A 12,400-nucleotide genomic window follows, 5' to 3' on the forward strand; every position below is an offset into this window, starting at 1 on the left:
TGGTGTTCGCCGCAATGGGCTACGCCCGCCCCGGACGGTGAAGGATCCGGGGCGGGCGCGGGCTCTGGCAGTAGCGTGTCCAGTCAGGCGTCGACGCCGGCCGCGGCGCTGGATGCGGTGTCGGTGTCGAGTGCCGCATACACGTCGTACTGGCTGAGCTGTGCGGTGATCGCAGCGGAGAGGGCGTCGCCGCGATCGACCTCGATAGAAGCCTCGCGGTGAGCGGAGACATCGTGGTCGACTCGCCCGGCGAGGCGGATCACCTCGGCATGTTCGGGGGTGAGCTCGGCCAACCGAGCTGTGATGGTCAGATCCAGGTGCTTGAGATCGATCTCCGTACGGACCGTGAGGGGCCGGCCTTCGGCGTCGTAGTGCACGTGGGTGCTCGTCAATCCCGACGCCGTGCCAGCCTTGGTACGCAGGTAGGCGGACGCGAAGCGTTCGGCGCCGAGGACTCCGTCGACGTCGGCATGGGCCAAGGCTTCGCGCAGGCTGCGGCCCTGCTCGAGCTGCGGCAGAACGATGTTGCGCCATGCCTGCTCGGTGCGGATGAGGTCGACCGGCGAGTTGAGGTCGGTGCGCGGGCGCACGACGGCAGCTTCGGTCTTGATGCGCTGGGCGGCCGCAACGACGTCGGCGTCGATTTTCGCGGCCCGGCCGGCAAACTCGGCCTGGATCTGGGCGCGTCGTTCGGCGACACGCTTGGCGTTGCCGGTAGCGGTGTAGTCGGGGTCGTACCTGCCAGCCTTGTGCAGCTGATCCTGCATCTCGCTGGCCAGGCGCAGGCGGGTGGCGGTGAGGGCGTGAATCGCGTTCATGGTGAGTGCCTTTCGGTAGTGGGTCAGAGGTTGGGCCAGCCGGCGCCGGCCGGTGGGGTGGGCCAGTCGTGGCCGATGGGGACCAGGGGCGGCAGCGGTTGGGGGTCGGCGCCGTCCGATGCAGGCGGGTACGGCCGGAGCTTTTTGGTCTCGGCGTCGATGAACCAGCGACGACTGCCGTAGATCGCCTGCCGGTCGTTGTCGAGGATGACGCCGGTCGGGGTGAGCACTCCGCCGCCGTGCGGAAAGACGTAGTTTCCGTCGTCGTCGTAGTGGCCGTTGCCGGGGTCTTGTGCGTCGCGCATGGCCGTGTCCTTTCGTGCTGGTGGTGTGGGGTTCAGCGGCCGAATCCGCCGGAGCGCTGCATCGCCAGCGATCGACGCCGCTGGTGACGCTCGAGGTTGCGGGTGACCTTGTCGGGGTCCATGCCGTAGTTGTTGATGGTGTCGTTGCTGCGGGGCTGGGCGGCGACGCTGCGGGTGATGTGCGCGAGGTCGCGGATCTCGGCGGCCAGGTCGCTGTTGAGGCCGGAGATCGAGGCGGCCCGCAGCGCGGCGAGCTCCCGCATGTCACGGTCGTAGCGGCGCTTGTCCTCCGCGGTCTGCACCCACTCCGTTTCACCGGAGAGGTTCAGGCCGGCCATGCCGTGTGGCAGCGGGCCGCCGGCATCGCGAAGCACGGCCGGGACGCGGAGAGTGTTGATCAGCTCTTCGATCCATCCCGGGGAGCCCGGAGCGACCGGGCCCTGCATCGCGAGTTCCTCCTGCGAGAAGCTCGGCGGGATCGTCGGCCCGACCTGCTGCTGCTGCGCGATCATCGCCGGGATACCAGTCGTGCCGATGCCCTTCAGCAACGGACCACCGATATCGCCGGAACCGAACAGCAGCTTCGGCAGGAACCCGACCGGCGAGTCTTCGAGACCGAACGTCTCGAGGATGCCGCCGGCGAACGTCTCGGCCAGTTCCAGCCCGACCGCACCGATCGACTTCACACCCGACCCGGAACCCGAACCGCTCTTGCCCTTGCGGCCTTCGTCGCGGGCGTTCAGTGCCTTCTGCAGATCGAGATCCGCGGCGAGCCGATCATCATCGGTCGACCGTGGATCCGCATAGACCGCGTTGCGTTCCTTCTCCGCTTCTTTCACGGCCTGCTCGAGCTCGACGAGCCGGATCTGATCGTCGGTCATGCGGCCCTGCAGAGCCGGAGCGGGCGGCGCGATCTCGTCCCGCTGCTCCTCCTGCTCCTCACGGAGCGCATTGATCGCGGCCTGCAGCTTGTCGTCGGCCTCGTCGCGTTCGTACTGCGTCGCATCCGGATCGGCGTAGACGTCGTTCCGATCCCAGCGCGCTTCGTCGACAGAGCGTTCGAGTCGACGCATCCGCAGCTCTTCGTCCGACAGGTTCGACGACAGTTCGGGAGCGGACGGGGAGACAGCGACGCCCGCTTCCGCGGTGCGCTTCTTCCCTTCGAGCTCCCGAACCTTCGCCTCTGCCTGAGCGACCTTGTTCTCGGCCTGGTCCTTATCGGCCTGCGACTTCTTCGGATCGTTCAGCGCCTTGTCGCGATCCTCGATCGCCTGCTGCACAGCGATCCGCGCCGAGTCGAGCTTCAGCTCGTCCTGCTCGTCCCACGTCTCACGGTTGCGCTCTACCCGCCGGTCGTACCGGCCGCCGGTGTACGTGTCGTCCCCGGGCGGAACGAACGCCGACACAGGCAGATACCACTTCAGCGGCAGGCTCGGATCCGCAGCGCCCTGCGTGCCCGTCCCGAAGACCACGCCCGAGCTCGACGACTCGAACGGGATACCGGCGACCGTGCCCGCCATGTGCGAGTACATGCCGCCGCCGCCACGCATGACGCCGATGTTCAGCGCCGACGACGGACCGCTGCCGCTCTTGAATCCGAGCCCGTTGAAATCCGACTCGGTCGTGAACCACCGCTGATACGGGTCGCGGCCGGTGAGCATCGCGTACGCCGCCGAGACGTAGCCGGAGCAGTCCCACGACGGATTACCGACGCCGCCGTACTGGTAGTCCTTCCCGGACTCCGGGCGCAGGAAATCGACCGCGCGGTTCACAGCGATGCGGCCGCCGGTCTCGAAGCCAGGCAGCTTCGGGAACGTGCCCGCGTTGATCATCGCGAGCTCACGGTCGTACCGATCGGACATGACGTCGTTGACGACCCACTCGCCGCCGTTGACCCGCGCCATCGGCAGACCGTTCGGGCCGATCGCGAAGATCCCGTCAGTGATCTCCGTGCCCGGCCCGGTCGTCGGCAGCTTCCCGCCGATCGCATTACCCGGCAGAAGCAGATCCTCGAGGCTGCGGTCGCGAACGTTGCCGTTGGCGTCGACCGGCGGTCGCGAGACGGCCGGATTGTCGGGTACACCGGACCCGGTGATCGCGTCGACGTAGACACCGATGGTGCGGCCCTGGTTTTCCCGGATGAACCGCTCGATCGCCTCCCGCGCGGCCTGGTCGTGAACGACGATCTCGGTCTCGGCCGTCGTGGGCCAGGTCAGGAAGATGTTGGCCAGCGCTTCGGCTTCGGCCCGGGTCCGGCCGGCCTCGACCATGGTGTCGATGAACTGTTCGCGGACCTCGGCCTGCGCCGCATCGACGGCGGCCTGCACGTCCTCCTGCGACATGTTCTGTTCTTCGGCGGACGTGCGCGCGGCCGCGCCGGCTTCGTCCCATGCCGACGCGACACGCTTCATCGCGTCGTCGAGTCGGACACCCGCGGTCGTCGACAGGTCGATCTTGCCGGTCGCCTCGTCGATGACGGCGTCGCCCTCGCTCATGGCGCGGAGCAGCCCGTCGAGCGCCATGGTGACGGCCTTCTGCGCCTCCTCCGCAGTGCGGTTCTCGTCGCGCAGCCGACCGACAGCGTTCGTGAGCTGATCGACACCGTCAGCAGCGCCGACAGCCTTGTCTTCGATCTTCTCGATCGCCGCACCGACCTGACCCGCTGCGCTCTGCGACTCGAGGAACTCCCCGCGCATCTTGATCAGCTCGGCCGCCAGATACGCGGACTCGCCGCCGGCGTTCGTCAGCCGCGTCGTGAACTCCGCAAACTCGGATGCGTTACCGGAGACGATCGCGCCGAGCTCCTGCGACGAGAGCCCGGTCGCGTCCATCGCTGCGACGATCCGGGCTCCGTCGTCGGAGAGCTGCTCGGCAGTGCGGGTCGACTTCAGCGCAGCGCCGTCCATCGATCCGTCCAGCAGATCCCACCCGGCGGCCGCGGCCGCACCGAACTTCCCCCACAGTCCGGGAGCGTCATCGGCGAGACGCTGCGACGTGTTGCGCAGCAGATCGACCCGCTCCGTCATCACGGCGGTAACGCCCTCGTCGACAACGCCGTTCGATGCGTCGAGCGCCTCGCGGAGCTTGCCGTTCGTGTCCGATACGGCCGTGCCGTACTCGGCCCACGCCCGTTCGGCATCCTTGACCCGCTGAGCCGCCGACACGAGCTCGGTGATCGCCATGCTCGCCGCAGCGAGCCCGACCATGAACGGGCCACCGAGAGCGCCGACCACGCCGCCGACCGCCGACTTCATGCCAGACAGCCCAGCCGCAGCGACACCCGTGACCCGGCCACCGAAGACAGACGCGGCCGCGCCGGCGTTGCGCATCGCGCCGACGAACCGACCGGACTCGCCGGCCGCCTCGCGCTGACGCTGAGCAAACTCGCCCGTCCGGGCCGTGACACCGCGGTACGCATCGCCCATCCGGGCGACCGCCGGAGACCGGGCCTCCATCGTTGCCCACGCCGCAGCGACGTCGGAGATCTGCTCCTCGTTCTCCTCGAGGAGGGTATTGACTTCGTCGAGCTGTCCCTCGAACGTGTTCGATTCGAGCTCCGGCATGTCCTGTTCGAGCCGCGCTTCGGCCATTGCCAGACGGACAGAGTCCATCTGCTCCGCGAAGTTGCGGAACGGCTCCGACGCCGAATCGACCCAGCTCGAGATCTTGTCGTCGATGCCGAAGCCCTTGACGGCAGCGAGCGCCCCGACAGCGACCTGCACAGATGCAGGCATGTCCAGGAACGCCGACCCGACGTCACCGAGCACGTCGACGACCGGCATGAGCGCCGATCCGACGTCGCCGGCTACGCCGATCACGGTGGTGAATCCGTCGACGATCGCCGGCGTCGCCTGCGTGATGAACTCGGCGCCCTTCGTCGCGAGCGATTCGAGCGGGCCATCGATGACGTCGTAGACGGCGATCGCGAGACCCTCGGCAGAGTTCTGCACGGCGGACATGGCGCCGGGGAGACCCTGCGTCTTCGCGGCGGCGACCTCGGCGGCTGCGCCTTCCCGCTCGACGGCCTCGCGCATCGCGTCCCAGCCTTCGACGCCCTGCTCAGCGGCGACCGATGCCAGGCGCATCGCGTCGGAGCCGAACAGGGTCGCCGTCGCGGCCTGGTACATCTCCGGCGTCATGTTCTCCGACGCCGTCTGCAGCTGCTCGAACAGCGAGCGGAATCCGACGAACTTACCCGTCGCGTCGTAGACGCTCAGACCGAGATCTTCGATCGCACCCTGAGCAGGGTTCGACTGGTCGGTCAGCGACAGCAGCGTCGTCTTCAGCAGCGTGCCCGCATCCGATCCGGCGATGCCGGCGTTCGCGAGCAGACCGAGCCCGGCGACGGTGTCCTCGAGGGAGACGCCGAAGCTGTTGGCGACCGAGCCGGCTTGCTGCAGACCGAACGCGATCTCTGTGATCTCGGCCGATGATGCGTTCGCGCCGTTGGCGAGGACGTCCGCGGCGGTCGCCGCGTAGCTCGCGTCCAGACCGAACGCCTGCAGTGCCTTCGACTGAATGGTCGCCGCATCGGCCGCGCCGATCTGCGCCGCGGCGGCGAGCTGCAGGGTGCCGCGCGCGGCGGCCATGGCCTCATCTACCGAGAACCCGCCCTTGGCGAGTTCGGTCATCGCCGCCGCGGCGTCGGCCGCGGACGCGTCAGCGATGCTCGAATCGTTGCCGAGTCCCTGCGCGGCCTCGCTGACAGCCTTCATCTGTTCAGCCGTCGCCTGAGACACGGCCTGCATGGTGTTGAGCTCGTTCGTGAAGCTGTTTCCGATATCGAGCACGGCCTGCGTCGCAGCGGTCGCGCCGACCGCGACACCGAGCAGCCCACCGACCTTCGACGCGACGCCCAGCGCGCCGCGCATCCCGGACTCGAGCTGAGCCGGGAACTGTTTCAGGTCGGGTGCGACCTCGATATCGATCCGTCCACCAGCCATGAATTAACCCTCTCCTCGGACCACAGCCGCGAGATCGGCCGTCGAACCTGTTGCCTGCCGCAGACGTTCGGCGACGTCGGCGAGGACCGGAACCAGCGCCAGCAGCGCCACCCCGGCCACCAATGGGGAGGCCGGCCCTTCTGCGTCCGCGATCCGGACAAGAGCGTCGGCGGCCGCGGCCTGGTCGTCGCAGACCTCGATCAGCTCGAGCACGAGCTGCCGCGCCGCCTCATGCACCGCGATCGCGTCGAGCGAGGCGGCAGGAACGCCCTGCTCGTCGAGAATGAGCACACGGTCGTCGGTCATTCGTCCCCTCCGGTGACAAGGCGGTGCAGCTGGTCGATCGGGATCCGCTTCGCGCCGCCGATGGCGACCGGCGCGAGCGTCCCGTCGGCGACCAGCCGGGAGATGCTGCGCTCGGACACGCTTAGCAGCCGGGCGGCCTCGGTGTACGGCACGGCGATCGGATCCATGCCCCTACCGTCATCGATCGGGCGATCGTGGCGGAACTTTGGCGCCGATTGGCGCTGATTGGCGAGCAAAGCGAGCGCCTCAGCGAGATCATGCAGCTCGGCAGGGATCGGCATACCGACCCCGCGCATCCACTTCCGGTGCCGAAACAGAGCGGCGTCCAGGTGACCCGCCACCGACGCAGGCACCACGAGCACCACAGACGTTTTCGCCTCATCGCCTTTCGCGGCGGCGGCCAGTCCGGGGGTCGAGGTCCGGCCATGTGCCATCATCGGCTCCCCTCGCGTCGCGACGTCCGCCCGTCGGGAATGCGGCCGGCCCACACGCCGTGTGCCCTGTCGCCGAGCTCGGCCGCAACGACACGGCACGCCGTCAGCACGGGACAGCCACGGCAGATCTCCGCCGCGGCCGCGTGGCGGGCAGCGCGCGCAGCAGAATCCTCGCGGGCGTTGTCGAGCTCACCGTCGAACAGCTCGTGCCGACCGACGCACGCGGCGCCGGCCAGACGACCGTCGACCATCGTGGCGAGCAGCGGAGGCAGCGGCACCCGTCGGGGCCCTTCGGCCGACTTCGGGGCCGGCTTCCGGGGCGACATGCGCACGATGCCGGCGCGCTGCTTCCGGGCCGTGATCGCGGCCCGAAGCACGGCGGTACTCACGCCCCGCCCGGCTGCCTGTAGTGCCGCCTGGGCGACGGGCCGACCGGCCGCGGCCGGCACACCGAGACGGTCGAGGTCGGCCACCGTCTCGGCGATCCGGTCAGCGCTGCTCTGGTTACTCATTTTCAGCTGTCCCGCCGTCCGGTTGTCCGATTGTCCGACTCTCTTAGAGAGTGAGAGTCGGACGGACAAATCGGCGGGTGCCGGAAAGACGTCGGACGAACGTCGGACAACATCGATCAAGTCCCTTCGAGGTAGGCGGCGGTGGGTACGTACTTGGCGCGCTTCTCGGTGCCGACGTTGCGGAGCGCACCCTTTTTGAGCAGCGCGTTTACGGCTTCGTAGGCCATCGACTTGCTGACGCCGTGCTCGGCCGACAGGTCCCGGATCTCGGCTCGGGTGAGTCCTTCGTGTCCGGCGCTCGTCCGAAGAATGTCCAACACGGTGCGCGTGGAGGGGCGGTCTTCGGACAGGTTGTCCGACGGGTCTCGTCGGACAACGACCAGGGACTTTCGCTGCTCCTCGTCGCAGCCGGGCATGAGAGTTTCGGACACGGTGTGCTTGATCAGCCGGTAGTGGTTCTTGGTTCCGGACACTGCGTCCTTGTGCTTGGCGACCTCGATCGTGGCGACCATGTCCTCGCCGGTGACCCGCAGATCGGTCCACACCTGCCCGTCCCAGGCGCTCGAGCCGCGTCCGCCCGTGCCGCCCTTCGGCGAGTGGTGCACCACCAGCACGGTGCAGTGCGCGGCGTCCTGGACACGCTCGAGGGCGCTGATCGCCCGGCCCTGCTCGGTGGCCGAGTTCTCCTCGAGCCCGATGGTGCAGCGGGCCCGGGTATCGAGCACGAGCAGATCCGCGCCGAGCTCAGCGACGAGTTCGACGGCTTCGGACACGTCGATGACGTTGCCGAGCTGGATCGGGGTGGGGAGCACGTAGAGTCGATCCTCGAGCTCGTCCGGGTCGACACCGGACAGCTCGCACCATGCGAGGATCCGCGCACGCAGGCCCGAGGCACCTTCGGCGGCGACGTACACCACGCACCCCGCTTTCGGGACGTGGTGCCCTTCCCAGTTCTGCCCAGTCGCCACAGCGCACGAAACCCCCAGTGTCACAAAGGACTTGTACGACCCAGGCGGGCCGGACAACTGGGCGAGGGTGTCGCGGTACAGCAGACCGTCGACCAATGGCTCGACGCCGGTCATCCTGCCAAGATCGGACACACTCAGCAGCCGGTCCCGTAGATGCTCCCGCCGCGGCAAGTCAGCCTCGACTTCGGGGCGATCCGGTTCGTCCGGCGCGGGTACGTCGGCATAGGGGTCGGCCGGCGGTCCGAGTTCCGGATCCTTGCCGTTCGGCCATGGCCGCAGCAACCGGGCAAGCTCGTGATCGGTCACCGGCGAGCACGCTCCCGCCGGGTCAGGTACTCGGCGAGGTCCTGATCGCGGCCACCACGGCGCCACAGCGCCCGCAGGACCGGCATCGGCACGATCGGAGCGAGACCGCAGCCGAGCAGGTGATGAGCCGAGTCGCGCCAGCCGTCGAGGTAGTGCTCCGTCAACGCCGGCTCGGCACCGCAGCGACACGTCCACGGATCTGCGCATCCGCAACGCAGGGCGGGCATTCGGCACGCCGTCGCGCGACGGCGGTCGAGTTGTCCGCTGACCTTGGTACCGTCGAGGCACAGCAGCGATTCGTCATCAGTGACAGCGAGGGCCGCCCCGTGAGCGTCGGGGCGGCTTTCGTTTGTGCTCACGCGGGCACACCCCCGATGGGCTCCTCGCCAGCGGACCGGCGCTCGTCTCCATCGGCCGCCGCGTGGCAGACCGGGCATCCGAAGCAGAACAAAACGTGCCGCTCGTCCGCACTGCTGGGATCAAAACGCTCGTCGTGCCAGTACGTGCCGGCTGGCCTTCCTCGACGGATCATGCCGCACCACCGGCGGCCATGGGGCGGAGCATTGCCTCAATCTCGTTGAGGTCGACGCGGATCATGCGCGGGCCGAGCCGGTAGCCGGTGATGTGCCCGGCGCTGATGTAGCGCCGGAGTGTCTTCGTGCAGACGCCGAGTTCCTCTGCGGCTTGCGGGATGGACGCTAGGCGTCGCGGGGGCTTATTCGCGGGCAATCCGATTCCTCCGGTGTCGCGATGATTCCTCTTGAATGACGGGCGGTTCCCCGTATGTCCAAGAAGCTATCGCCGACATCCGCAGTCGAAAAACGACGAATCTGCCTTCAGAAAGGACGATTTCGCGTCCGATCGCAGAAATGCGTCAGTCCGGAGGCGACTCACCTCCAATACGAACTAAGGCGCGTCCGACCGGAGGCGAAGCGTGTCCAAACTGCCCCATGTGTTAATGCTCACATTTCAAGGGGGTGCCTACTGTCCCCCGCGAGCTCAGACAGTCGCGCGGCGATCTGGGCGTCACGTCCGGCCGCGACATGCTGGTAACGGATCGCCATCGCCGGCGTCGTATGTCCAAGCCTGAGCATGAGCTCGGCAGTAGTCGCACCAGCCTGCGCAGCCAATACGGCGCCAACGTGACGCAGATCGTGCACGCGCAAGTTCTCCCGGCCGATTCCCGCGGCCGCCCTCTTGAATGCCTTTCGATACTCGTAGTCGCCCATGTGACTGCCAGCTTCGGCGGGGAACAACAGCGACTCTTTCCCGCGGCCGACATGGGCGTCCAGGTGCTCACTGAGGACCTTCGCGATGTGCGGCGGTACAGCGACGTCACGGCGTCCGGCACTGGTCTTCGGCGTGGATACGATGAACTGTCCGTTCCGGTAAACCACGGCCCGGTGCACGTGCAGAACCGAGCGATCGGCGGACACGTCTTTACGGCGTAGCTCCGACGTCTCTCCCCACCTGAGTCCGCACCAGGCAGCCAGCAGCACGGAGCAGCGCAAACGGTCGGGCATCGCAGCGGCGAGCTGGTCGAGTTCGGGAGGCGTCAGCAAGGTGATCGTACGAGCGCGTTTCGTCTTGCTCGCTCCACGGATGCGGCACGGGTTGGCGTCGATCAGTTCGTCATCGACAGCGGTCGACATGATGGCGTGCAATAAGCCGTAGGCATGCGCATTGCGAGTCGGTGTCGTGGTGCCCAGCCCTGCGTGCCAACTGCGGACGGTCGCAGGTGTGATCGCAGAAAGTTCGGCGTCACCGAGGACGGGCACGATATGCAAGCGCAACAAGTCGCGGTAGAGCGTGCGGGTGCGGGGTTTGAGGTTGCGTTCGGCAAGCCACTGTTCGGCATACGCCGCAAGCGTAAGAGCGGCATCCTCCTTCTCCGGCTCGACGTCGGGCGGTGTCCATACACCGAGGTCTATTCGCCGGCGTTCGTGAGCGAGCCATCCTTCAGCGTCCATCTTGGCGCCGAACGTCGAGTTCGGTCGGTGCAGCAACCCATCAGGTCCGACGTAACCGGCTTGCCATCGTCCGGATGGGAGCTGCCGCAACCGGCCCCATCCGCGCATTCCCTTTTTCGCTGGCATGGTCGTGCAATCTCCCGACTATCCGTGTGTCTTTCAGTGTCCACTGGTGCCCAACTATGACCACAGTGTAGATTGCACGGTTAGCAGGTGAGACAAGCAAATTGCGAGGTCACCTGCTACGACGAGAAGTATGAGAGGGCAGGTTCGAGTCCTGCCGGGGGCACCACACTCCACTCAGCGCCCGTAAGCACTGCACGGAGATCTCGCGTCCTCGCGGGGCCGGCCACGTCCCACCATCGGCGCGACAGGTCAGGCGAGACCGGTGAGATGTTCGGCGATCGTCCAGAAACGTCCGGCCTGGGCAACGTCGTGGGACTGCGCGCTGGAGTCGATTTCGTGACACTCGCCGAAGAACTTTCCGCCCACCCCGTCGAGCGACGGGTCGACCGCCGTGAACACCAGCGAATCGGTGGCCGCATCGACGGACGTGGCGAAGGGCATGTGCGGCAACACGTGCGCCATGAACAGCCGCATCAGACCGCGGGTGCTCGCAGCAGCGGTGGTGGGCACGAAACCGGGACACACGGCGTTCGCAGTGATCGGCCGCCCGGCGAGGCGGCGCTGGAGCTCGTAGGTGAACCACATCACCGCCAGCTTGGAATTCTTGTATGCCCGCTCGGGGTTGTAGCCGTGCTCGAGCTGGACGTCGGCGAAGTCGAAGTCCACCGGCGCTCCGCGGGAGCCGGGCAGGTGCAGCCGCGAGCCGACGGTGACCACACGCGCCGACGGGCTGCGCTCGAGTGCGGGCAGGAGCAGGGCGGTGAGCAGGAACGGAGCCAGGACGTTGACGGCGAGGGTCTCCTCGTACCCGTCGACGGTGAGCCGGCGTTCCTTGCTCGTCTGCAGGATGCCGGCGACATGCAGCAGCACGTCGATCGGTTCGCCCCGCTCGGCTTCCGCGACGCCGAAGAACCGGACCTGCTCCAGAGAAGACAGATCGACCCAGCGCGGCTCGACCCGAGCGTCGGGATCCGTCCGCTGGATCGCTTCGGTTGCGTCCTCCGCGGCAGCGCGGGTTCGCGCGGTGAGCAGGACGCGATGTCCCCGAGCGGCGAGCTTCTCGGCCGTGGCCCGGCCGAGCCCCCGCCCTCCTCCGGTGACGAGCACGGTCTTGCTCATATGCCCGGTTCTTCCGTTCCTGCACCGGGCACCGGCGGACCGGACGCGAACGACCGGCCGGCAGCGTGCACGCGCTCGCCGAGCCGGGCGAGGATCGGGCGTTGCCCCTTCACGAGCTTGATGGCCGCGACGGCGGGCGGAAACCAGCGAGCGTCGTCCACCTCGGGAAAGCTCTGCACCTTTCCGGACCGCGGCGGCCACTCCAGGTCGAAGGTGTTGCTGCCGACGAAGGCCAGATCGTCGGCGGTCTCACCGGCGTAGACGGTGACGATCTTGCCGGAGGGCTGCTTGAACCGCCCGAGCATCTCGTAGTTCACCTGGGGCGCGGGCATCCCGCATTCTTCCTCGAACTCTCGCAAGGCCACGGCGAACGGGTCTTCGTCGTCGCCGTAGACCCCCTTGGGGATCGACCAGGCCGCCTCGTCCTTGCCGACCCAGTACGGCCCGCCCGGGTGCACGATCCACACCTCGAGCACGCCGTCGGCGTCGATCCGGTACAGCAGAAGGCCGGCGCTGGTCACTGCCATCGCTCCCCCTTCCCGTCGCCGTACGCTCCCGCCCCACACGGTAGTTCTTCCGGGCACACTGAGACC

General features: G+C 67.9%; 12 protein-coding genes. All 12 read right to left on the minus strand.

Annotated elements, in window-relative coordinates; all coding sequences use genetic code 11:
• Nucleotides 1–83 precede the first annotated feature (83 nt).
• The 12 genes from OCS65_RS18305 to OCS65_RS18360 all read right to left on the minus strand — a co-directional run bounded on the left by OCS65_RS18305 (nucleotide 84) and on the right by OCS65_RS18360 (nucleotide 12,334).
• On the minus strand, nucleotides 84–818 hold the full coding sequence (locus tag OCS65_RS18305) for a hypothetical protein (protein WP_263507398.1): 735 nt from the start codon (nucleotides 816–818) through the stop codon (nucleotides 84–86).
• A gap of 23 nt (nucleotides 819–841) precedes the next feature.
• Nucleotides 842–1,123, minus strand: a complete 282-nt coding sequence (locus OCS65_RS18310) for a hypothetical protein (protein WP_263507399.1) — start codon at nucleotides 1,121–1,123, stop codon at nucleotides 842–844.
• Between the two features lie 32 nt (nucleotides 1,124–1,155).
• Complete coding sequence (locus OCS65_RS18315; RefSeq protein ID WP_263507400.1) at nucleotides 1,156–6,066, minus strand: phage tail tape measure protein; 4,911 nt, start codon at nucleotides 6,064–6,066, stop codon at nucleotides 1,156–1,158.
• A gap of 3 nt (nucleotides 6,067–6,069) precedes the next feature.
• Complete coding sequence (locus tag OCS65_RS18320; protein ID WP_263507401.1) at nucleotides 6,070–6,372, minus strand: hypothetical protein; 303 nt, start codon at nucleotides 6,370–6,372, stop codon at nucleotides 6,070–6,072.
• Entirely contained in the window at nucleotides 6,369–6,809 is a 441-nt protein-coding gene (locus OCS65_RS18325; protein ID WP_263507402.1) for a helix-turn-helix domain-containing protein, read from the minus strand. Before OCS65_RS18325 ends, OCS65_RS18320 begins: the two co-directional genes overlap by 4 nt.
• On the minus strand, nucleotides 6,806–7,318 hold the full coding sequence (locus OCS65_RS18330) for a WhiB family transcriptional regulator (protein ID WP_263507403.1): 513 nt from the start codon (nucleotides 7,316–7,318) through the stop codon (nucleotides 6,806–6,808). The genes OCS65_RS18325 and OCS65_RS18330 overlap by 4 nt, the downstream gene beginning before the upstream one ends.
• Nucleotides 7,319–7,434: 116 nt before the next feature.
• A complete protein-coding gene (locus OCS65_RS18335) occupies nucleotides 7,435–8,658 on the minus strand; it encodes an AAA family ATPase (RefSeq protein WP_420833209.1) in 1,224 nt (407 codons plus the stop codon).
• On the minus strand, nucleotides 8,589–8,951 hold the full coding sequence (locus OCS65_RS18340) for a hypothetical protein (RefSeq protein WP_263507404.1): 363 nt from the start codon (nucleotides 8,949–8,951) through the stop codon (nucleotides 8,589–8,591). The genes OCS65_RS18335 and OCS65_RS18340 overlap by 70 nt, the downstream gene beginning before the upstream one ends.
• 169 nt (nucleotides 8,952–9,120) lie before the next feature.
• Nucleotides 9,121–9,321: a helix-turn-helix domain-containing protein gene (locus OCS65_RS18345; RefSeq protein WP_263507405.1), complete on the minus strand. Its 201-nt coding sequence runs from the start codon at nucleotides 9,319–9,321 to the stop codon at nucleotides 9,121–9,123.
• Between the two features lie 233 nt (nucleotides 9,322–9,554).
• Nucleotides 9,555–10,688: a tyrosine-type recombinase/integrase gene (locus OCS65_RS18350; RefSeq protein ID WP_263507406.1), complete on the minus strand. Its 1,134-nt coding sequence runs from the start codon at nucleotides 10,686–10,688 to the stop codon at nucleotides 9,555–9,557.
• 249 nt (nucleotides 10,689–10,937) lie between these two features.
• On the minus strand, nucleotides 10,938–11,807 hold the full coding sequence (locus tag OCS65_RS18355) for an SDR family NAD(P)-dependent oxidoreductase (protein WP_006946625.1): 870 nt from the start codon (nucleotides 11,805–11,807) through the stop codon (nucleotides 10,938–10,940).
• Nucleotides 11,804–12,334 (minus strand): NUDIX hydrolase, encoded by a 531-nt coding sequence (locus OCS65_RS18360; protein ID WP_044476531.1) that lies wholly within the window; start codon nucleotides 12,332–12,334, stop codon nucleotides 11,804–11,806. The genes OCS65_RS18355 and OCS65_RS18360 overlap by 4 nt, the downstream gene beginning before the upstream one ends.
• Nucleotides 12,335–12,400 lie beyond the last annotated feature (66 nt).

This window comes from Rhodococcus aetherivorans, assembly GCF_025722975.1.
GTDB classification, from domain to species: Bacteria; Actinomycetota; Actinomycetes; order Mycobacteriales; family Mycobacteriaceae; genus Rhodococcus; species Rhodococcus aetherivorans.